The following is a 22,102-nucleotide window of genomic DNA, read 5'->3' as shown; positions in this document are numbered from 1 at the left end:
CCGATGTCCGACAAACCTGCGCCGGAAAAGAAAACCGCTGAAGAGCGCAACGCCGAACGTATTAATGCCTTGCCGTGGCAGCCGTGGAGACCGGGCGACCTCGCAGTCCCTGTTTTCAGCAAACCCGATGAACCTTTGCTGGCTGACAGCGAAGAGGAGCCGGACGACGGACAACCCAAACTTCAGGTCGATCAGAACGAATTGCTGAATCTGCAACGTCGCGCTGAACAGCAGGGTTTCCAGCAGGGTCTGGAAGCCGGTCAGAAACAAGGCTACGCCGCCGGTTTCCAGCAAGGTCAGGAAGCCGGACAGCAACAGGGTTTGCAGGAAGGCCAGCAACAGCAGGCCGTACTGACTGAGCACTGGCAGCATATGGTGTCGGATTTCCAGCAAACGCTGGATGCCCTGGACAGCGTGATCGCCTCGCGACTCATGCAGATGGCGCTGACCGCTGCCAAACAGATTATTGGTCAGGCACCGATTTGTGACGGTTCTGCCCTGCTTAATCAGATTCAACAGCTGATCCAGCAGGAGCCGATGTTTAAAGGCAAACCGCAGCTGCGTGTCAATCCGGCCGATTTCGAGCGCGTCGAGCAACAGCTTGGTGCCAGCCTGAGCATGAACGGCTGGCGTTTGCTTGCCGACAGCCAGATCCACAGCGGTGGCTGCAAAGTCAGCGCGGAAGATGGCGACATGGACGCGTCACTGGCTACCCGCTGGCATGAACTGTGCCGTCTTGCGGCACCGGGAGATCTCTGATGACCGCCCGCCTGAGCCGCCTGCTGAAAACGCTTGATGACGCGGAAAAACGCATGGCCCGCACGCCGTCGGTTCGCCGTTATGGCCGTCTGACGCGGGCAACGGGTCTGGTCCTTGAAGCCACCGGCCTGCAGTTACCTTTGGGCGCAACGTGTCTGATTGAGCGCCACGACGGGCCAGCAGTGCAGGAAGTCGAAAGTGAAGTGGTCGGCTTTAACGGACAAAGTCTGTTCCTGATGCCACTGGAAGAAGTCGAAGGGATTTTGCCAGGTGCGCGGGTTTATGCCCGTATCGCCGCGGATGGTCAGAGTGCCGGCAAACAACTGCCGCTGGGGCCGCAGTTGCTGGGCCGCGTGCTGGATGGCAGCGCCAAACCGCTCGATAGTTTGCCGCCGCCGGACACCGGTTATCGCGCTGCACTGATCACGCCACCGTTTAACCCGCTGCAACGTACACCGATCACCGATGTGCTGGACGTCGGCGTCCGCGCCATTAACGCCCTGCTCACCGTCGGTCGCGGTCAGCGTATGGGTCTGTTCGCCGGTTCCGGCGTCGGTAAATCCGTGCTGCTCGGCATGATGGCGCGCTACACCAAAGCCGACGTGATCGTCGTCGGGCTGATTGGTGAACGTGGTCGTGAAGTAAAAGATTTTATCGAGAACATTTTAGGTGACGAAGGTCGCGCCCGTTCGGTGGTTATCGCCGCACCGGCTGACGTTTCCCCTCTTCTGCGTATGCAGGGTGCGGCGTATGCCACACGTATCGCCGAAGATTTCCGTGACCGCGGTCAGCACGTGTTGCTGATTATGGATTCCCTGACTCGTTATGCGATGGCGCAACGTGAAATCGCGCTGGCTATCGGTGAACCTCCGGCCACCAAAGGCTATCCGCCTTCCGTGTTTGCCAAACTGCCTGCGCTGGTCGAGCGCGCCGGTAACGGCATCAGCGGCGGTGGTTCTATCACCGCGTTTTATACCGTCCTGACCGAAGGCGACGACCAGCAGGATCCGATTGCTGACTCTGCCCGCGCCATTCTTGACGGGCACATCGTGTTATCACGCCGTCTGGCGGAATCGGGACATTACCCGGCGATTGATATCGAAGCGTCTATCAGCCGTGCCATGACATCGCTGATTGATGACGCGCAGTACGGGCGTGTGCGTAATTTCAAACAACTGTTGTCCAGCTACCAGCGCAACCGCGATTTGGTCAGCGTCGGCGCTTACGCCGCAGGCAGCGATCCCATGCTCGACCGCGCGATAAAACTGTATCCGCAAATGGAGAACTTCCTCCAGCAGGACATCATGGAACGCAGTACCTACGAAGACGCCTGTCTGGAACTGAATATGTTGTTCCCGGGCTAACTTTTTAACCGATAAAGGTAAATCAGATGGAAAACGCATCACCATTGATCACCCTTTGTTCTCTGGCGCAAAAAGCGCTGGATCAGGCCACCAGTCATCTGGGGCAAATCAGGCAGTCACATCATCAGGCTGAAGAACAGCTCACCATGCTGCTCAACTATCAGCGTGAGTACCGGGAAAAGCTCAATACCACCATGACCGGCGGGATTGCGGCGAATACCTGGCAGAACTACCAGCAGTTTATCGGCACGCTGGAAGTGGCGATTGATCAGCACCGCAAACAATTACAGCAGTGGGATCAGCGGCTTAACGCCGCCGTAAACCAGTGGCAGGACAAGCAGCAACGGCTCAATGCCTACCAGACGTTGCAATCCCGCGCCAGTGAGCAACAGCGTTCTCTGGAAAACAAGCTCGATCAAAAACAGAACGATGAGTTCGCCCAGCGCAGCGCACACAGGAAGAAACAATCATGAATCTGAATATTTTGCCTGCTGCCGTGACCACGGCAAAGACCACCGCGAGCGCGGCGTCCGGCAGTTCATCATCAGCAACCGCTTCTGCGGCTGACGCATCAGCGATCAGCGATAGCACGGCGACTTCGCCGGCCGATTTCGCCAGCCAGCTGGAAGCCCAGCTCGGCTCGAAACTCGACCCTAAACTGACCAGCACGTTAGCCAAACTCGGTCAGCAGATTTCAGCCAAAGGCGAAACTGTCGATAAAGCCACGCTGACTCAGGCGGTGACCACCGGCGAAAACGACGGCAGTCTGATGCTTGATGAAAGTGATTTGAGCAAAATGATTGCCGCCATTCAGGTATTGCCGAATGGCAGCCTGAAAGGCAGCGATGCATCGACGGTAAAAAACGCCGGGCTGAGCGATAAAGACAAAGACAGCAAAACTGACGATGCCAATACCCTGCCATTGCAGGCGCTGTTCGCGCAGTTAGCCGCGCAGCAGCAACCGGCACAGCAGGTGCAAACCGCCAGTGCGATGGCAACGCAGACCCCCAGCGATGACGCCACCAGTGCAGACAAAAAAAGCTCGCTGCTTTCTGGTCTGACCGCGTCTTCTTTACTGACCGGTGACGGTAAAACTGCCGTCACCGATACCGATCCGAAAGCTGCCACTGCGGCGAATACGACGACCGCGTCATCACAACATGCCGCCAGTAAAGCCACGACCGCAAATACACCTGATTTCAGCAGTGCGCTGGCTTCAATGAGCGCCGCCAGCGGCAATGCCGCAGCGTTACAGCAGAACGACAGCAGCGCGCTGGATAACAGCACGCAGTCGCTGAATCAGCTGAACACCGCGGCGGTTGCCGTTTCATCAGCGCCGGTTTCCACCACGCCGACCACCACCACCGCGGTTACCGCCCCGTCTACCCCGCTGCTCAACGCACAGCTCGGTACGCCGGAATGGCAGCAGCAGCTCGGTCAGCAGGTGATGATGTTTAACCGTCAGGGACAACAAACCGCTGAACTTCGTCTGCATCCTGAAGATTTAGGTTCGATACAAATCAGCATGAAGATTGAAAACAATCAGGCGCAGCTGCACTTTGTCTCCGGCCATAGCGGCGTGCGCTCTGCCATTGAAGCCGCGTTACCGGATCTGAAAACGGCGCTGGCCGACAACGGCATCAGCCTCGGTCAGAGCAGCGTCGGCAGCGACAGTTCGCAGTGGCAACAGGCGCAGCAGCAAAGCGGTCAGTCCGGTTCACAACAAGGGAATGCGGCCAGCTGGGCAGCATTTAATGGCGGCGGCACGACATCTGCCAGCGACGCCCTGCCGGTTCCGTCGTCTATCGCCCAGCGGATCGGTGGCAACAATAGCGTGGATATCTTCGCATAATCGTTACCTGATGTTTCAGCCCTGCCTGTGCGACCTTAATTCAAACGGCAGAGCTGACCTTATTTTTCCCGCCTATTCTGACTATTGAACAACAGGATAAGCGGGATAATCATTGTCAGAATTGACTCAGCAGCTTCGCGGTTCCCTCGCAACTCTGCTCATACTTACAGGAAATCGCCTCATCCATGTCTGACTCTGCTCTCTCGGCGTCGCGTAAGAAAAAGCGCCCGTTAATGATGATTCTGCTGTTACTGATTGCCATCGGAGCCTGTGGTGCAGCCGGTTACGCCTGGTGGATGTTGCATAAACAGCCCGTAACTGCAGCGCAGGCTGCGGAAGCGAAGAAGAATGAACCGCCTGCGGCCCCTATTTTCCTGGCGCTCGACACCTTCACCGTTAACCTGCAAACGCCGGATAACGACCCGGATCGCGTGCTGTATATCGGCCTGACTCTGCGTCTGCCGGATGAAAAGAACCGCGCTACGCTTAATGAATATCTGCCTGAAGTCCGCAGCCGTTTGCTGTTGCTCCTGTCCCGTCAGAAAACCTCTGATTTAGTCAGCGAAGCCGGTAAACAACAGCTGGTTCAGGACATCAAACAAGTTCTGGATGCGCCACTGGTCAAAGGTCAGCCCCCTCAGGTGATCAACGACGTGCTTTTCACTGCTTTCATACTGCGATAAACAAATTATGGGCGACAGCATTCTTTCACAGGCCGAGATCGACGCGCTGCTCAATGGTGACAGTGACAGCGCACCCGATAATACGGCAACCGCACAGGCCGCCGCGGCTGATGACGGCGTAAAACCTTTTGATCCCACGACGCAACGCCGCGTTGTTCGTGAACGGTTGCAGGCGCTGGAAATCATTAACGAGCGATTTGCCCGTCATTTCCGTATGGGGCTGTTTAACCTTTTACGCCGTAGCCCGGACATCACCGTAGGGCCGATCAAAATCCAGCCTTACCACGAGTTTGCCCGCAACCTGCCGGTACCGACTAATCTCAACCTGATCCACCTGAAACCCTTGCGTGGCACCGCTCTGTTTGTGTTTGCGCCAAGCCTGGTGTTTATCGCGGTGGATAACCTGTTCGGTGGCGATGGCCGTTTTCCGACAAAAGTGGAAGGACGCGAGTTCACCCACACTGAACAGCGGGTCATCAAACGCATGCTCACGCTGGCACTCGATGCCTACGAAGATGCCTGGAGCGGTGTTTACAAGCTGAGCGTGGAATATGTCCGTGCGGAATTGCAGATCAAATTCACCAACATCACCTCTTCCCCGAACGATATCGTGGTGACCACGCCGTTCCACGTGGAGATTGGTGCGCTGAGCGGTGATTTCAACATCTGTATTCCGTTCAGCATGATCGAACCTTTGCGTGAGTTACTGACCAATCCGCCGGTCGAAAACTCACGTAATGAAGAAAGTCAGTGGCGCGAAAATCTGGTCACTCAGGTTCAGCAATCAGAGCTGGAACTGGTGGCGAATTTCGTCGAAATTCCGCTGCGCCTGTCGCAGATCCTCAAGCTTCAGCCGGGCGATGTTCTGCCGATTGAAAAACCGGATCGTCTGATTGCCCATGTCGATGGCGTGCCCGTGCTGACCAGCCAATATGGCACCTTAAACGAACAATACGCCCTGCGCGTTGAACATTTGATCAACCCAATTTTAAATTCTCTAGATGAGGAACAGCCCCATGAGTGACACCAATAAACCGTCTGACGCCGGATCGGATAACGTTGACGATTTATGGGCTGATGCGTTTAACGAACAACAGTCTGCGGGCGGCGCGAAAGCGTCAACTGACGGTGTTTTCGCCGCGCTGGGTGCCCAGGACGGAACCGGCAGTTTGCAAGATATCGACATGATCCTCGATATTCCGGTGAAACTGACCGTTGAATTAGGTCGCACCAAAATGACCATCAAAGAACTGCTGCGACTTTCGCAGGGTTCGGTGGTGGCACTCGACGGTCTGGCCGGAGAGCCGCTGGATATCCTGATCAACGGCTATCTGATTGCCCAGGGTGAAGTGGTTGTGGTCGCCGATAAATACGGCGTGCGCATCACCGACATCATCACGCCATCCGAACGTATGCGTCGTCTGAGCCGCTGATGAGCCAGAATACCGCGACGGATTCTCCGTACATTTCCGGCCCGGTAAACCATGCCACCACGCAGGCAGCGCCTCAGGCAATGCCCGCCGGTTCTGTGCTGACGCAGGTCAGTTCCGTGCTTGGCGGCATTCTGTTGCTGATCCTGTTTATCGGCTGGGTGGTGAAGCGCGCCGGTTTCGCGCCACAGTCGAAAAATAACAAGCTGCTGAAAGTGACTGCCAGCGTGCAGGTCGGACGCAGTGAGAAAGTGGTGATTGTTGAAGTCGATAACACCTGGCTGGTGCTGGGCGTGACCGCGCAAAACATCACCCCGCTGCATACCCTGAGCGCGCCGCCGGTTGAACAGACGCCGGATTCAGGCCATCCCAATAACGCACCCGCTGATTTCCGTCAGCTGATGCAGAAAATGTTGAAACGTCCGGGAAAGCAGGCATGACTCTGTCCGTCGTGAAGAAAATAATGAAATCCCCCCTTACCTTTTGCCTGCCGCTGCTGCTGTTAATCAGCCCGTCGGCATTCGCGCAACTGCCGGGGATCATCAGCCAGCAGATGTCAAACGGTGCACAAAACTGGTCACTGCCGATCCAGACGCTGGTGTTTATCACCACGCTGACGCTGTTACCGGCAATGCTGCTGATGTGCACCAGTTTCACCCGCATCATTATCGTGCTCGGCCTGCTGCGCAATGCGCTGGGTACACCCTCTGCGCCGCCAAACCAGGTATTACTGGGGCTGGGTTTGTTTCTGACCTTTTTCGTCATGGCGCCGGTATTCGACAAAATTTACAGCGATGCCTATCAGCCGTTTACTGAAAACAAAATCACCATGCAGGAAGCGATGGACAAAGGCGCTCAGCCTTTACGCCAGTTTATGCTGCGCCAGACCCGTGAAAGCGACCTTGCGCTGTATGCACGACTGGCGAACATCCCTCCGCTGGCGGGCCCGGAAGCGGTGCCGATGCGTATTTTGCTGCCGGCCTACGTGACCAGCGAACTGAAAACGGCGTTCCAGATTGGCTTCACCGTATTCATTCCGTTCATGATTATCGACCTGGTGGTCGCCAGCGTACTGATGGCCCTCGGGATGATGATGGTGCCACCTGCCACCATCTCGCTGCCGTTCAAGCTGATGCTGTTCGTCCTGGTCGATGGCTGGCAACTGCTGCTCGGATCACTGGCGCAGAGTTTTTACAGTTAATTCAAAACGCAAACTTAATGGGCGTCAGCGTCGCAGCCAGTTTGTTCGCCGCCAGCGCGGAGCACCCGCAGCGTACATAAGTACGTGAGGAGTGCGAGCACTGCCGGAGGACAAAATGGCAAGTGAGCTAGCCCAAGCAGGTTCGCATTTTACGAGAATCTTATGACTCCTGAATCGGTAATGGCACTGGGCAATGAGGCGATGAAAGTGGCATTAGCCGTTGCTGCGCCTTTGTTGCTGGCCGCGCTGGTCACCGGGCTTATCGTCAGCCTGTTGCAGGCGGCGACGCAGATCAACGAACAAACGCTGTCATTCATCCCTAAGATCCTGGCCGTGGTAGCGACTATCGTTATCGCCGGTCCGTGGATGCTAAATCTGCTGCTCGATTACATGCGCACGTTGTTTTCCAACCTGCCGTACATCATCGGGTAATCTATGGTTTCCTTCGACAGCACCCAGCTCGCCGGATGGCTGAGCATGTATTTCTGGCCTCTGCTGCGAATTCTGGCGCTGATCAGCACTGCGCCGATCACCAGTGAAAAGTCAGTCCCTAACCGGGTGAAACTCGGTCTGGGGATGATGATTACCTTCCTGATTGCCCCTTCTCTGCCACCGGTGGACACGCCGATTTTCTCCACCCCCGCGCTGTGGCTGGCGATGCAGCAAATCATGATTGGCACCGCGTTAGGCATCACCATGCAACTGGCATTTGCGGCTATTCGTATGGCGGGTGAGATTATGGGTTTGCAGATGGGGATTTCTTTTGCCACGTTTTATGACCCGAGCAATCGCCTGAACACTCCGCTGCTGGCGCAGTTTTTAAACCTGCTGGCAGTGCTGTTGTTCCTGACGTTTAACGCGCATCTGTGGCTGATTTCCCTGCTGGCTGACAGCTTCCACACCCTGCCTATCAGCCATAATCCGGTCAATGCCGAAGGGTTTATGGCGGTCGCCAAAGCGGGCAGTATCGTGTTCAGCGGCGGAATGATGCTGGCATTACCGATTGTGACATTGCTGCTGACGCTGAACATGGCGCTCGGCCTGTTAAACCGTGTCACGCCACAGCTTTCCGTTTTCGTTATCGGTTTCCCGCTGACGCTCAGCATCGGTATTCTGGCGATAGGCCTGATGATGCCGATGCTCGCCCCGTTCAGCGAGCATCTGTTCAGTGAGATCCTGGATAAGATCGTGCTGATCATGAATCAGCTGGCGATGGATTAACGCCTAGCTTTTAGTACTGCACAGTTATTTACAACAACAAACCCAGGTTTTCGCTGCCATCGGGGTTAAATGAGCTCAGCTCCACTCAGGCACGACCCGGGAAGCCTTATCCATTTCTTCAGGCCAGCGGACGGTTCTGAACGGCGTCCAGTCCGGCGGTGTATCGGTTCGAAGCGGTTTATCAGACACGGCTTTTCCCTGCATATACTGGCAACAGGCGCTCCATAGTCCATACACGTCATGGATACTGCCCACGGTCCAGGTCAGGACAAAGCGATCCGCCACCTGATACGTGCCCGGACGGCAAACCGCGCAGTAAACACGGTGCCCCCAGTCCGCATGTCCGGACATCTCAACCCGCTCGCCCTGAATATCCGCCCAGTCAAATACCTTGATCGTCACCGGCCAGCGAGCCCACGGCCAGATGCTTTTTTTATACTCGTAGACATACACTTTTTGCTGCTTTCGGTTAAAGCGAACAGGTGCGCCTCTGGTAGCAAAAAGTACGGTTCTAAAAACCATAACGACGAATGAAAGCAATACAAAAAGAAATAATAAACCCACGGGATTAGACAGCAGATCAATGTAGTCATAAAGCCAGAGCAAGAATGCAAAGCCAGCCAGACTGATAAAACCAGCAAACCATTGCCCACCCCATCCGTAATTGACATAACGCGGAATTTCCATCCACACATCATTAATTTCATTCACCCGGATCAGACGCGGGTACACCCTTTGTTCTTCTTCCGGATCAGGCAGGTCTTCACTCCAGCCTCTGACCGGTTTAATCAGCCGGGATGTTCTCCTCCCCATCATTTGAAGCTCCACTCAGGCACGGCCCGGGAAGCCTTATCCATATCTTCAGGCCAGCGGACGGTTCTGAACGGCGTCCAGTCCGGCGGTGTATCGGTTCGAAGGGGTTTATCAGACACGGCTTTTCCCTGCATATACTGGCAACAGGCGCTCCATAGTCCATACACGTCATGGATACTGCCCACGGTCCAGGTCAGGACAAAGCGATCCGCCACCTGGTACGTGCCCGGACGGCAAACCGCGCAGTAAACACGGTGCCCCCAGTCGGCATGTCCGGACATCTCAACCCGCTCGCCCTGAATATCCGCCCAGTCAAATACCTTGATCGTCACCGGCCAGCGAGCCCACGGCCAGAGACTACGCTGCTGTTCGTAAACATAGACTTTTTGCTGCTTACGGTTAAAGCGAATAGGTGCGCCTCTGGTAGCAAAAAGTACGGTTCTAAAAACCATAACGACGAATGAAAGCAATACAAAAAGAAATAATAAACCCACGGGATTAGACAGCAGATCAATGTAGTCATAAAGCCAGAGCAAGAATGCAAAGCCAGCCAGACTGATAAAACCAGCAAACCATTGCCCACCCCATCCGTAATTGACATAACGCGGGATTTCCATCCACACATCATTAATTTCATTCACCCGGATCAGACGCGGGTACACCCTTTGTTCTTCTTCCGGATCAGGCAGGTCTTCACTCCAGCCTCTGACCGGTTTAATCAGCCGGGATGTTCTTCTCCCCATCATTTGATGCTCCACTCAGGCACGGCCCGGGAAGCTTTATCCATATCTTCAGGCCAGCGGACGGTTCTGAACGGCGTCCAGTTCGGCGGTGTATCGGTTCGAAGCGGTTTATCAGACACGGCTTTTCCCTGCATATACTGGCAACAGGCACTCCATAGTCCATACACGTCATGGATACTGCCCACGGTCCAGGTCAGGACAAAGCGATCCATCACCTGATACGTGCCCGGACGGCAAACCGCGCAGTAAACACGGTGCCCCCAGTCCGCATGTCCGGACATCTCAACCCGCTCGCCCTGAATATCCGCCCAGTCAAATACCTTGATTGTCACCGGCCAGCGAGCCCACGGCCAGATGCTTTTTTTATACTCGTAGACATACACTTTTTGCTGCTTACGGTTAAAGCGAACAGGTGCGCCACGAGGTTCAAATAGCACCGATTTTAGAAAGAAAAAAATCACTAAAAAGCCTGAAAAAAGCACAATTAAACCGGTAAAAAATGACGCTGGATTTAAAAATAAATGAGAAAAAACGCCGAGTGCGAAGAGTATTCCAAAAGAGAATAAGCCAAGCAAAACTGCAAACCATTGCCCACCCCATCCATAATTGACATAACGCGGAATTTCCATCCACACATCATTAATTTCATTCACCCGGATCAGACGCGGGTACACCCTTTGTTCTTCTTCCGGATCAGGCAGGTCTTCACTCCAGCCTCTGACCGGTTTAATCAGCCGGGATGTTCTTCTCCCCATCATTTGATGCTCCATTGCTGCGTGGTGTCACTGTTCACCCACGATGGTTCAGCTCTTACTGTCAGGCTCATTTGTGTATCCGGCTTTGCGCTGTCTACCCAGTAGTCCGCCACCATCGTCACGCCCGGTGTCCGGCTCTGTTCCGCCCAGACACTGCCCTTCATCACCAGCGTCCCCTGCTCGACCGTCAGCTCATGGGTACCGGCGTAGTAATCCGATGCACGCATACTCTGCTGATGGTCATCCAAGCCAGGCGCACCCTGTGACTCAGAAAACAGCACCCGGCTGTCACCGTCACGGGTCACTTTCACCGACCAGCCTCCTTTCGCGGCATCCCAGCCAGGCAGCGCCACTCTAAACTCCACCCGACTATAGGGCACCGTCTGGAGCGTGGTGGTGCCCCCGAATGCCACATCCGCCACCATTCCGCTGACAATCGCCCGGTAATCCACCATGGCCTCCGCCAGATCATCCATGCTTTCTGCATGCCAGACGATATCCCCGGGATGCCGCCTGGCCGGAACGCCAAAGCAGGTCCGCCGCAGCCAGATTTCAAGCGGTGTACTGCGCAGGGCACTGGCTTTCGCCGCCAGCATAGCTCCCGCGATCAGCATGAGGAACGCGAAACCAAACGGGGTCAGCATAATTCCGGTTTCAGTGATAATCGTTAGAGCAAAAGCCCCCTGAGCACCATAAAAGATTGAAACAAAGCCGCCAATAGTAGCCGCACCCGCTGATGCAACATAATAGTTACCAGCCGTATCATCACCTGCAGCATAGGCTTCCGTAGAATGTATTCCTTCTCTTATCCCCTCAACAACCCCCGCAATCCCACCCAACACGGCGCCAAACCGCACGGGCACCGGTACCTGCTCCGATGCACTCAGTACCAGCCAGTTTTGTTTTATCGACAGCTTGTAGGCAAAACCCATCACTTCAGAGAAGCCCTCTATCAGCAGCAGCGTGCTGATTGCCGTGTCCGCCGTCACATCTACATCGTTACCCACTGACGCTTTCAGCCGGGCCGACAATTCCTGCCAGTGGTACATCTGCAGCCCCATCAGCCCGGCCCCCAAAATCAGGCCAGCACTGTCGCCGCTGACCATCCGGCGCCCCAGCTCACGGTAATACCTCAGGCCCTCCGGCGTTGTGCGCAGCACCGCTTCGCCTGTGCCTTTCTCCGCCAGTGACAGTCCGGAGATAAACACGTCATGGTATGCACTGAGCAGCCGCGGGTTGCTGGCCACTTTTTGCGTAACACCCGCAGCCGGGGTCATCTTGCGCAATCCTGCAACCGTTCCCGGCGCACTGAATTCGACGTCGACGACCCTATCCCGCATTTTCCCCTGAGCCGCCATAATGGCGGTTATCCGTGCTGCACTGCTCCCCTGATGACCTGTTCCGCCAAAGACGTCGCTATGACTTGCCACCGACAAGGCCAGCGCCGGAGAATGCTGCAGTTGCGCCTGCAACTCACCCACCGTCGTCCGGTAGCGCAGGAGCACCACCGGCTCGCCGGCGCTTAGCATCGCGGCCTGGGTCATCCACATAAACCCCTTGCGGGCCGACTCGTCCAGCTTGTCCCCCAGTCGCCCGACGGATCCGCTGGCCGCCAGCATCCTGCTACTCAGGCTTCGTTGCACAATCGGGCTTTTCAGCGCATTCGCAAAATCATCCGAGGTCAGGAGAGTTTTGTAGTTACCAAAGTTGAATACGCTGTCCAGCTGTGATGGATCCATGCCGGTAAAGCCCAGATAGGCAGGAGAGGTGCCTTTCGTCAGCCACTCTTCCTGCCAGACCTTATCTGTCGCCGCGCCCATCGCGCCCCCCTGTACACAGGCCGCCAGCGTGCAGGTCTGTGCCACCCAACTGTTTACGCTGGTCTCCGGGGAGTAGTCATGGTGGATAAGCGACAGCCATTCCTCAGACCGGTACCAGGCCGCGAGGTCATTATCGATCGCCGTCAGCAAACGCTGGGGGGTGCTGAAATAGTCTTCAAATTCCTGCGCAAATTTCGCCCTTGCAGGTTCATCATAGTTGGTCATCAGCCGGGCACGCTGCTCTGAAAAGCTCGCTTCCGCCACATCATCTTTTGAAATCATGCGCGGTGCTTTTCCGAATGATGGTCCGGCCAGCACATACATTGACGGGTCAAGGTCAAATTCAGGATGCGCGTTTTCAGCGATGCCGGTTTTTAGCTTCCGGAGGTAATCCGTGATGGCTTCAGAAATCATATGCCGGTGAAAAACGCCGGGTTGCTCAATATAGGCCTGGGTGTACTCGGCTATCTGCATCCGGCTGTTGTTCAGCTCCTGCACCACGCCCACACTATCATTCAGCGGCAGTGCCACTATCCGGCAATCGTAGCGCATCCCCATTTCCGCGATTTTCATCCCCATCAGGCGCTGTTTGTCCGGATCCCGGCGCGGATAAAAACCGTGTACGCTGCCCGATACCTTCTCACCAATCCGGATCACGTCCGGGAAAAACACCGTCGAAAACTCCGCCACGTTCTCTTTCAACGACGTTAGTGACGGATCGATAACCAGCGCCCCGGGCAGGTTTGCCGGTGCGTTCTTCAGATCAGAGAGAGAGATTTTGGTAAAACGACGGTCCGGGCGCAGAGAGTTTTGGTAATCATCCAGCACGGTTTGCGTCCACGGATCAGAACTGAACGCCAGCCAGGCCTCGCTGTACAGGTTGTCATCGAGATTAATAAAGCTTGCGATGATGTCGTGACCCGCTGTTCGGCAGGCTTCTGCCAGCGGATTTACCGTCATTCCTTCGGGCATCTCATGGGCATTAAACTGCCGCAGGCAACCCTCGGCGGTCACCTCGTACGCCTGCCAGACACTTTTATCGAGCAGCACATACAGGTAGCCCATGCGCAGAGTACGCAGGGAATATTTGAATTCACGGCTGGCGAGGGTAACAGTCTGTTCAGGAACCGACGGATGCCAGTCGGTTCGCATCAGGCTGCCGGGAACCACGGCCACACGTAACGGAAATACCGGAATGCCGGTACGCTGGCAGGCCTTACAACCTGATGGGGTAGCCGCCGCCTGATGGGCGGCATCGCTGTTTCGCTGCGCCTGCTCTTTCATATCCATGAAAATAATTCCCTTATGATTAATGCGGTTAATGTACCACATCAAACTCGCCGGGAGACATTACGAAAATTTATCCGCGGGCACAAATGAGGAAAAAATATCCTTATATCACAATATGTTGTAGCTTTGCGAATTGGATCAGCCGCAGCTATCTGAGCTGATTATATGTTCTGATAAATCGTTACGCTGACCAGTCGGGATATATTATCGCCGCTCTAATAACGCCATCACTTCGTAATGCGCGGTATGCGGGAACATGTCGAAAAGCTGGACACGCAGAATGTGATAATCCGGCAGTAATGCCAGATCCTGCGCCATGGTGTTAGCGTTACAGCTTGAATAAAGAATGGTGTCGGGCGCCATGTGGCTCAGGTACTCACACAACGCTTTACCGATGCCGCGACGTGGCGGATTCACCAGCACCAGATCCGGCACCTCGCCTTTGCCGGTCGCGAAACCGGTCGAATCCAGCGCCTGAAACTCGACGTTTTGCAACCCCAGACGCGCCGCCGATTCTTTTGCGCAGGAAATAGCTTCTGCGCTGATTTCGATACCGGTCAGTTTCATCTGCGGCGTTGCGCAGTGCAGACCAAAACCGCCGACGCCGCAGAACAAATCCCACATGCTTTGAATATCACCCCGCGCCCTCACCCAGTCACGCGCCGTAGCGTAGAGTTTTTCAGCCACCACCGGGTTGGTCTGGAAGAAACTCTGCGGACGGATAAACAGCGGCACATGGTTAAAGTCTTCTTCCAGACGCTGCACGTCCGTCAGCGGGATTTCGGTATCGCCTTCGAGGATCGCCATATGTACCGGCTGTATGTTGGCGGAAATTACCCTGAGCTGCGGCAACTGTTGTTGCAACCACGGCAGCGCGGCGCGCAGTTGCGCCAGTTTTGTTTCCGAACGCAATACGAAACGCAGCATCATGCCGCCGTCTTTCTGGCTTTCGGTCAGTAACAGGAATTTGAGCTCACCGCGTTTTCGCGCCACGTTATAAGGCGTCAGTCCGGCGCGGGCAATAAAGGTTTTCAGGACTGAAAATACTGCGGGGAAACTGGCCGGATAAAGAGGACATTCACACAAATCCACCTGCGTGCCGTCGCGGTGCAACATCCCAAGTAAAGGACGCTCCACGCTGCCGCTGACCACCATTTTGGCTTTATTGCGAAAGGCACTTTCCGCGCCGGTGACCGGTTCACACCATTCACCCACCGGCAAATCTGACAGCAAATCACTGAGATCCTGCTGCTTGTCGGCTAACTGTTGTGAATAAGGTTTGTCGAGCCACTGGCAGGAACGGCAGGTTCCTGCGGTGTAAAGTGCGCAATGCATGAAAAAGTCCGGTCAGATTATGCGGAAAAAACTGGCGCGCAGTTTACCACTGCGCGCCGGAAAAGGCTCACTTACGCTTTGGCTATTTGTGACGGGCTGCTTTTTTCGTTCGACTTTTTACGCGAGAAGTATCTGCGGCTGCTGGCAGGCGCATACAACAGGAAAAGCACCACCATATCGGGGATTTTTTGCATCAGCAGCGCATAGAGAAATTCGCCCTGAGTTTCGACGTTAAAGCGAAAGATGCGTGGCCCGAACCAGTCAAATGAGGCCAGCAGCATGTAACCGACCACAATCACCTGACAACCGATAAACGCCCGGCGCCCCCAGCGACGGCCGCGCATCATGGCATAGGCAGCACGGCATTCGACCAGAACAATCAGCAAGCTGGCCAGCATGATGAAACAGTTCAGCCAGGACTCTGCACTGACTTCGATAAAACTCATCAGCCCTGAAAAGCCCATGGCATCGAACAGTAAAATGAATTCGAGTAAGCGCGTCGCGACAATTGCCGACGCACCTATCATCACGGGAACAGGGATAAATGCCAGTTTCACTTCCTCATGATTTCCTTATTGTTGTGAATACTCATACAATCCCCTAAATCATTCGCGCTGCGCAGCGCGCTGAATTTCCTTTCTTCTCTGCTTTTCGGCACGCGCCATAAACCACCAGGCAATCATGCCGATGATCCCAACCACCAGCAGGATCAACGTCGCCAGCGCATTTATTTCAGGGTTGACGCCCATACGCACGCTGGCAAAGACCAGCATCGGTAAAGTGGTCGAACCCGGTCCGGCGACAAAACTGGCAATAACCAGATCGTCGAGCGACAACGTAAACGCCAGCAACCAGCCGGAAATCAGCGCCGGTAAAATCATCGGCAGCGTGATAATAAAGAACACTTTCAGCGGCGCTGCACCTAAATCCATTGCCGCTTCTTCAATCGAACGGTCCAGTTCACGTAAACGCGCAGAGACCACCACGGCTACGTACGCGCTACAAAACGTCACGTGCGCCAGCCAGATGGTGAACATGCCGCGCTCCGCAGGCCAGCCAAACGCGTGGCCCATCGCTACAAACAGCAACAACAACGCCAGACCGGTAATGACATCCGGCATGACCAGCGGCGCGGTCAGCATAAAGGCAAAACCGGTCGAACCACGAAAACGCTGAAAACGCACCATTACCACCGCGGCCAGCGTCCCAACAATCACCGCCATTGTGGCGGCAGCGGTGGCAATGGTCAGACTGGTTCCGACTGCACTTATCATCGCGGAATCGTGAAAAAGCTGAGTATACCAGCGGGTAGACCAGCCCGCCCAGACCGTTACCAGCTTGGAGCTGTTAAACGAATAAATAACCAGCATCAGCATCGGGGCATACAAAAACGTAAAGCCGAGCACCAGAATAAGAATTCGCCACGGCGAACGGACAACCGGTAACTGATTCATTCTTTGTCTCCCAGCTCTTTGTTTTGGTATTTCTGGAACCACAAGATGGGCATGATCAACAGCAACAACATGACCACTGCGACAGCGGAAGCCACCGGCCAGTCGCGGTTGTTGAAGAATTCCTGCCACAGAACACGACCAATCATATTGCTGTCCGGCCCGCCGAGCAGTTCCGGGATCACGTATTCTCCTACCGCCGGAATGAAGACCAGCATCGAACCGGCAATAATCCCGCCTTTGGTCAGCGGCATAATCACTTTGAAGAAGGTTTTCATCGGACGAGCGCCCAGATCCTGCGCCGCTTCCACCAGCGAGTAATCCATGCGGGTCAGCGCGGTGTAAATCGGCAACACCATAAACGGCAGATACGAATACACAATGCCGATATAAACCGCCAGATTGGTATGCAAAATTACCAGCGGCTGATCGATAACATGCAGCCACAGCAGCACGTTATTCAGCACACCGTTGTCTTTGAGAATGCCAATCCAGGCATAGACGCGGATCAGGAATGAGGTCCACGACGGTAAAATCACCAGCAACAGCAGGATATTGCGCGTCGAAGTGCGGCTATGCGCCACCGCCCACGCCAGCGGATATCCAATCAGCAGACAAAGCAGTGTCGATATGGCCGCCACTTGCAGTGATTGCAGATAGGCATCGATATACAGCGGATCCTGCGTCAGGCCGATGTAGTTGGCGATGTTAAGCGCGATATCCAGCATACCGTCTGACCAGGAGACCAGATCGGTATACGGCGGAATAGCCCGCGCCATTTCTGCAAAACTGATTTTGAAAACAATCAGGAAAGGCAGTAAAAACAGCAGCAGGAACCACACCAGCGGCAGCAGGATAACCAGTTTGCGGCCATGGCGTTGTTGCAGACGACCCGTGAAAGCTTTAAATCCGCCCGGAGGTTTACTGGCCGGCGCTTCGGAGATTACAGACATTTTCATCCCCCCTAAACAGTCAGCACGACACAGCTGTCGGCTTCCCAGCACAGGCGCACTTCGTCGCCCCAGGTTGGCATGCCTTTGCGGAAACGATGACCGTTCTGCAATTGCGCGGTGATCATCTGTCCGCTGTGCAGCCGGACGTGGTAAATCGACAGGTCGCCGAGATAAGCGATGTTTACCACTTCACCGACAGCAAAGTTGCAACCGTCTTCCGGCACTTCCTCGCATAACATGATTTTTTCCGGACGCAGTGCCACAAACACCGGTACACCGTCGACCACGGAGACATCCGGATCCACTTTCAGCGGATGCTTCAGCCCAGGCGAGGTCAGTACCAGCGCATCCTCCAGACGCTCTTTCAGCACGCCCTCGAAAACATTTACAGAGCCGATAAATTCGGCGCTGAAACGGCTGGTCGGATGCTCGTAAATTTCTTCCGGCTCACCGATTTGCACGAACTTACCGCGGTTCATGATGGCGATACGCCCGGCCATAGTCATCGCTTCTTCCTGATCGTGCGTGACCATGACGCAGGTCGCACCAACGCGCTCCAGGATATCCACCACTTCCAGCTGCATGCGGTCGCGCAGTTTTTTATCCAGCGCGCCCATCGGTTCGTCGAGGAGTAATAATTTTGGCCGTTTCGCCAGACTGCGGGCTAACGCCACACGCTGACGCTGACCGCCGGAGAGCTGATGCGGCTTACGTTTAGCAAATTCCTGCATGTGAACCAGCGTCAGCATTTCCGCCACGCGGCTTTTGATTTCCGCCGACGGCAGTTTGTCCTGCTTAAGGCCGAACGCGATATTTTGTTCGACCGTCATGTGCGGGAACAAGGCGTATGACTGAAACATCATATTGATCGGACGCTGATAAGGCGGCACCTGCGAAAGATCTACGCCATCCAGTACGATTTGGCCCTGCGTAGGCTGCTCGAAACCGGCCAGCATACGCAACAGGGTCGATTTTCCACAGCCGGACGCGCCGAGCAGTGCGAAAATCTCGCCTTTGTAAATGGTCAGGCTCACGTCATCAACGGCGGCCTGACCATCAAAAGATTTGGTCAGATTGCGGATTTCCAGCAAAGGCGTGAAACCCTTCTGGGATTTAGGCTGCGGGCGGGGGATAGCGTCGTTCACTCAGAGAAATCTCCGGTATCAAAATGAAGCAATTCAAATAAGCATAACAGTCAGGGGGAAAAGTGCCTGATCTGTATGCCCAAAATACAGCCGGAAGCAAAACGTCAGCGGCCCCGCCATCAATAAGCGGAGCCGCTGAGAAGTCTTCCTGACCTTTTTTAAACGGTACTATTTGCCCGTCTTAACTTTGGTCCATGATCTTGTGATCACCCGGTCGATTTTCGGATCCTGAACTTTCAGGGTGAAAAGCTTCGCCTGAACGTCTGCCGGTGGATAAATGCCCGGGTTGTTACGCACATCTTCGTTCACCAGTGGTGTCGCGGCTTTGTTGCCGCTGGCGTAGTAAACAGTGTTACTGATTTGCGCGATAACTTTCGGTTCCATCAGGTAATTCAGGAACTGATAGGCTTCATCGAGATTTTTGGCATCTGCAGGAATAGCAAACACGTCGAAGAAGGCCAGCGCCCCTTCTTTCGGAATGCTGTACGCCACGTTCACGCCATTTTTCGCTTCTTTCGCGCGGTTAGACGCCTGCATCACATCCCCTGCCCAGCCGATAGCGACGCAGATATCGCCATTCGCCAGGTCGTTAATGTACTGGGAAGAGTGGAAATAACGGATGTTCGGACGCAGTTTCAGCAGCAGATCGTTGGCCGCACCGGTGTAATCAGACGCTTTGGTGCTGTTCGGATCCAGATGCAGGTAATTGAGCACGGTAGCGTAAATTTCCGCAGGTGCATCGAGGAAGGAAACACCGCAGCTTTTCAGTTTCTCGAGGTTTTCAGGCTTGAGTACTAAATCCCAGCTGTCGACCGGCGCATCTTTACCCAGAACCGCTTTCACTTTATCAACGTTGTAACCAATGCCGGTGGTCGCCCACAGATAAGGGATTGCGTATTTGTTACCCGGATCGTGCTGCGCCACCATCTTCAGCAGATCAGGATCCATATTTTTGTAATTAGGCAGTTTGCTCTTGTCGAGTGGCTGGAAGACGCCTGCCGCCAGCTGACGCTCAAGGAAACTGGCCGATGGCACCACCAGATCGAAACCGGTGCTGCCTGCCATGAGTTTGCCTTCCAGCACTTCGTTGGAGTCAAAGACGTCGTAAACCACTTTAATGCCGGTTTCCTTCTGGAAATCAGGCACGGTATTTGGCGCGATATAATCAGACCAGTTATAGATATGCAGCGTTTTTTCTTCCGCAGACGCTGTGACGGACGCAGCCATAACCAGGCCGGCGACAACACCCGATAACCACTTTTTACGCAGGGTGAACATCCGTTACTACCTCCAAGACAGGGGAATATAAAATTGAATTTGTATCACTGGAACGGATACAAAACCTTTCACACTAAGGCCAACTGCCGTCCACGAATGTGCATAGGCATTCAACGTTGACGCATACGCTGCCTGCGAATTAACCGTTTGGTTTTACGACGTAATCACGCGTGATGCAGAGTCAGAAGCATAGCGCCTGCAACCCCCGCGCACCAGCCTCCCGAGGCAAAACCGGCGTTTATCGATTAATTATGCAGATTTAGTCTATACCGTCTGGCATTTTGCCTTTTAACAAAGTGAAATATCTGGCAACAACGGCACAATACCAGCATAACTTATGGCGAAAGCGAATAAAGGCAGCGGAGCCGCAATAAACACGGCTCGCAGAAAAGGATCTTCAAAGGGGAAAAGGTCTTTACAGAAATAACCGCCATCAGGGAAATGGCAGATGACACAAAAATCAGTGCAGCAAAGGTAAATTCACGGAAGTCACCGGCGTACCTTCTTCTTCATCACCCAAAAACAGCAAGTCATTGGCGTGCGCTTCGAGAATAATCATCGACATCTGCTCTTCTGCCTGTTGCAGGAAGAAAGCAAACTGCTCTTCAGTCACGCCTACCGCGATAGTCAGCGACTGGCAGACAATCAGTTTCGGCAGATTATCATCCTGAATATCGACAAACGCTTTGATGGTCAGCGAGCTGGCATTAATTGAGCTCAGGTCAGCGACCAGCGGGATGAGCGCCGTCGGTTTTACTTCGGCCAGCGCAGAGAACAAAATAACGTTATCTACGATATCGAGTTTGGCATCAAAAATGCCATCAAAATTCTGCATATGCGGCAAATGGAGAGCCTGACAGGAATCACACTCGAAAAAAGAGATGCCCAGCTGATCCAGCCAGCGCCGAAGCAGCGCTAAATCAGGGACGATGAGCGAATCCATAGAATGCCTCACGAGTTCAACACAACGGAAAAAACAAACCCTTCGTAACGCTATCGGCATTACGAAGGGGTCATAGCTTACGGAATTATGCCGGTAAGCGCTACGATCAATACCGGATTGATGGACATTAGCGCGGCTAAATAAGAATTAGCCCCCGGACTTCAGACGAAATCCGGGGCGAGCCCGTTGCTCAATGTAGTCGATCATCATACCGGCGATATCCAGTCCGGTCGTCGTTTCGATACCTTCCAGCCCTGGTGACGCGTTGACTTCCATCACCAGCGGGCCACGGTTTGCCCGCAGAATATCCACGCCGGCGACGTCCAGCCCCAACGTCAGCGCGGCTTTCACTGCAATCTCTTTCTCTTGTGACGTAATGTTGACCTTAGCCGCCGTGCCGCCGCGATGAAGGTTGGATCGAAAATCACCCGGTTTGGCCTGACGCTCAATGGCCGCCACCACTTTCTTACCCACGACCAGACAGCGGATATCACGCCCCTGCGCTTCACGAATATATTCCTGCACCAGAATATGCGCGTTCAGGCCACGAAATGCGTCAATCACGCTTTCCGCCGCCTGACGGGTTTCCGCCAGCACCACGCCGATGCCCTGCGTGCCTTCCACCAGTTTCACCACCAGTGGCGCACCGCCCACCAGTGCAATCAAATCCGACGTATCATCCGGAGCATTGGCAAAACCAGTGATCGGCAAATCGATGCATTCGCGAGCCAGAATCTGCATAGAGCGCAATTTATCGCGCGCGCGGGTAATGGCCACTGATTCATTGAGCGGAAAACTGCCCAGCATTTCAAACTGGCGTAAGACCGCAGTGCCATAAAAAGTGATGGCAGAACCGATACGCGGGATCACCGCCTGATAAATATCGAGCTGACGTCCACGGTAATGCACACTTGGCGCGGCCGGATTGATATTCATATAGCAGGAAAGCGGGTCAATAATATCTATCTCATGCCCGCGGGATTCTGCTGCTTCCTTCAGCCGCTTACACGAATACAAAGACCCGTCACGGGAGAGAATTGCAATTTTCATCCGACACTCCGTCGCC

Annotated in this window: 23 protein-coding genes; 11 read left to right on the top strand and 12 right to left on the bottom strand. The window is 54.5% G+C overall.

Annotated features, from left to right (window positions below; genetic code table 11):
- The first annotated feature begins 3 nt into the window (after positions 1–3).
- The 11 genes from fliH to fliR all read left to right on the top strand — a co-directional run bounded on the left by fliH (position 4) and on the right by fliR (position 8,510).
- Positions 4–759, top strand: a complete 756-nt coding sequence (gene fliH / locus ACM615_RS01570; RefSeq protein ID WP_165929045.1) for a flagellar assembly protein FliH — start codon at positions 4–6, stop codon at positions 757–759.
- The gene (gene fliI, locus ACM615_RS01565) at positions 759–2,123 is read left to right on the top strand and encodes a flagellar protein export ATPase FliI (RefSeq protein WP_112291788.1); all 1,365 of its coding nucleotides are present in this window, start codon (positions 759–761) and stop codon (positions 2,121–2,123) included. The genes fliH and fliI overlap by 1 nt, the downstream gene beginning before the upstream one ends.
- 26 nt (positions 2,124–2,149) lie before the next feature.
- Positions 2,150–2,596, top strand: coding sequence for a flagellar export protein FliJ (fliJ, locus tag ACM615_RS01560; RefSeq protein ID WP_112291790.1), 447 nt, complete (start codon positions 2,150–2,152; stop codon positions 2,594–2,596).
- Positions 2,593–3,975 carry a flagellar hook-length control protein FliK gene (locus ACM615_RS01555; RefSeq protein WP_431011323.1) on the top strand — a complete coding sequence of 461 codons (1,383 nt, stop codon included), beginning with the start codon at positions 2,593–2,595 and terminating at the stop codon, positions 3,973–3,975. Before fliJ ends, ACM615_RS01555 begins: the two co-directional genes overlap by 4 nt.
- Before the next feature lie 185 nt (positions 3,976–4,160).
- The gene (gene fliL, locus ACM615_RS01550) at positions 4,161–4,658 is read left to right on the top strand and encodes a flagellar basal body-associated protein FliL (protein WP_120163038.1); all 498 of its coding nucleotides are present in this window, start codon (positions 4,161–4,163) and stop codon (positions 4,656–4,658) included.
- Positions 4,659–4,665: 7 nt separating this feature from the next.
- Entirely contained in the window at positions 4,666–5,682 is a 1,017-nt protein-coding gene (gene fliM / locus ACM615_RS01545; protein ID WP_112291794.1) for a flagellar motor switch protein FliM, read from the top strand.
- Entirely contained in the window at positions 5,675–6,091 is a 417-nt protein-coding gene (fliN, locus tag ACM615_RS01540; protein ID WP_112291796.1) for a flagellar motor switch protein FliN, read from the top strand. Before fliM ends, fliN begins: the two co-directional genes overlap by 8 nt.
- A gap of 80 nt (positions 6,092–6,171) precedes the next feature.
- Positions 6,172–6,528 carry a flagellar biosynthetic protein FliO gene (gene fliO / locus ACM615_RS01535; protein ID WP_232829993.1) on the top strand — a complete coding sequence of 119 codons (357 nt, stop codon included), beginning with the start codon at positions 6,172–6,174 and terminating at the stop codon, positions 6,526–6,528.
- Between the two features lie 23 nt (positions 6,529–6,551).
- On the top strand, positions 6,552–7,289 hold the full coding sequence (fliP, locus tag ACM615_RS01530; RefSeq protein ID WP_120163065.1) for a flagellar type III secretion system pore protein FliP: 738 nt from the start codon (positions 6,552–6,554) through the stop codon (positions 7,287–7,289).
- A gap of 162 nt (positions 7,290–7,451) precedes the next feature.
- Positions 7,452–7,721, top strand: a complete 270-nt coding sequence (gene fliQ, locus ACM615_RS01525) for a flagellar biosynthesis protein FliQ (protein ID WP_104922231.1) — start codon at positions 7,452–7,454, stop codon at positions 7,719–7,721.
- Between the two features lie 3 nt (positions 7,722–7,724).
- Positions 7,725–8,510 carry a flagellar biosynthetic protein FliR gene (gene fliR / locus ACM615_RS01520; protein ID WP_120163041.1) on the top strand — a complete coding sequence of 262 codons (786 nt, stop codon included), beginning with the start codon at positions 7,725–7,727 and terminating at the stop codon, positions 8,508–8,510.
- Between the two features lie 75 nt (positions 8,511–8,585).
- Here fliR and ACM615_RS01515 read toward each other — a convergent pair whose 3' ends face one another.
- The 12 genes from ACM615_RS01515 to rimK all read right to left on the bottom strand — a co-directional run bounded on the left by ACM615_RS01515 (position 8,586) and on the right by rimK (position 22,086).
- Positions 8,586–9,326 carry a DUF6708 domain-containing protein gene (locus tag ACM615_RS01515; protein WP_431011322.1) on the bottom strand — a complete coding sequence of 247 codons (741 nt, stop codon included), beginning with the start codon at positions 9,324–9,326 and terminating at the stop codon, positions 8,586–8,588.
- Positions 9,323–10,069 (bottom strand): DUF6708 domain-containing protein, encoded by a 747-nt coding sequence (locus tag ACM615_RS01510; protein WP_431011321.1) that lies wholly within the window; start codon positions 10,067–10,069, stop codon positions 9,323–9,325. The genes ACM615_RS01515 and ACM615_RS01510 overlap by 4 nt, the downstream gene beginning before the upstream one ends.
- Positions 10,066–10,695 (bottom strand): DUF6708 domain-containing protein, encoded by a 630-nt coding sequence (locus tag ACM615_RS01505; RefSeq protein ID WP_431011320.1) that lies wholly within the window; start codon positions 10,693–10,695, stop codon positions 10,066–10,068. Before ACM615_RS01505 ends, ACM615_RS01510 begins: the two co-directional genes overlap by 4 nt.
- A 125-nt stretch (positions 10,696–10,820) precedes the next feature.
- Complete coding sequence (locus tag ACM615_RS01500; protein ID WP_431011319.1) at positions 10,821–13,931, bottom strand: T6SS effector BTH_I2691 family protein; 3,111 nt, start codon at positions 13,929–13,931, stop codon at positions 10,821–10,823.
- A gap of 204 nt (positions 13,932–14,135) precedes the next feature.
- Positions 14,136–15,266 carry a 23S rRNA (uracil(747)-C(5))-methyltransferase RlmC gene (gene rlmC / locus ACM615_RS01495; protein WP_431011318.1) on the bottom strand — a complete coding sequence of 377 codons (1,131 nt, stop codon included), beginning with the start codon at positions 15,264–15,266 and terminating at the stop codon, positions 14,136–14,138.
- Positions 15,267–15,337: 71 nt separating this feature from the next.
- Positions 15,338–15,823, bottom strand: a complete 486-nt coding sequence (locus ACM615_RS01490) for a YbjO family protein (protein WP_112289371.1) — start codon at positions 15,821–15,823, stop codon at positions 15,338–15,340.
- A 48-nt stretch (positions 15,824–15,871) separates the two neighbouring features.
- Positions 15,872–16,720 (bottom strand): putrescine ABC transporter permease PotI, encoded by an 849-nt coding sequence (potI, locus tag ACM615_RS01485; protein ID WP_129639878.1) that lies wholly within the window; start codon positions 16,718–16,720, stop codon positions 15,872–15,874.
- Positions 16,717–17,670: a putrescine ABC transporter permease PotH gene (gene potH, locus ACM615_RS01480; RefSeq protein WP_112289373.1), complete on the bottom strand. Its 954-nt coding sequence runs from the start codon at positions 17,668–17,670 to the stop codon at positions 16,717–16,719. Before potH ends, potI begins: the two co-directional genes overlap by 4 nt.
- A gap of 11 nt (positions 17,671–17,681) precedes the next feature.
- On the bottom strand, positions 17,682–18,815 hold the full coding sequence (gene potG, locus ACM615_RS01475) for a putrescine ABC transporter ATP-binding subunit PotG (RefSeq protein WP_129639877.1): 1,134 nt from the start codon (positions 18,813–18,815) through the stop codon (positions 17,682–17,684).
- Positions 18,816–18,983: 168 nt separating this feature from the next.
- Positions 18,984–20,093, bottom strand: a complete 1,110-nt coding sequence (gene potF, locus ACM615_RS01470) for a spermidine/putrescine ABC transporter substrate-binding protein PotF (protein WP_112289375.1) — start codon at positions 20,091–20,093, stop codon at positions 18,984–18,986.
- Positions 20,094–20,553: 460 nt separating this feature from the next.
- On the bottom strand, positions 20,554–21,036 hold the full coding sequence (locus ACM615_RS01465; RefSeq protein ID WP_112289376.1) for a YbjN domain-containing protein: 483 nt from the start codon (positions 21,034–21,036) through the stop codon (positions 20,554–20,556).
- 147 nt (positions 21,037–21,183) lie between these two features.
- A complete protein-coding gene (rimK, locus tag ACM615_RS01460) occupies positions 21,184–22,086 on the bottom strand; it encodes a 30S ribosomal protein S6--L-glutamate ligase (protein WP_129639876.1) in 903 nt (300 codons plus the stop codon).
- Positions 22,087–22,102: the final 16 nt, after the last annotated feature.

The sequence above is a fragment of the Rahnella sp. PAMC25617 genome, from assembly GCF_050606005.1.
Taxonomy (GTDB): domain Bacteria; phylum Pseudomonadota; class Gammaproteobacteria; order Enterobacterales; family Enterobacteriaceae; genus Rahnella; species Rahnella variigena.
The sequence above is the reverse complement of the archived record's forward strand: the minus strand, read 5'-3'. Positions and strand labels throughout refer to the sequence as shown.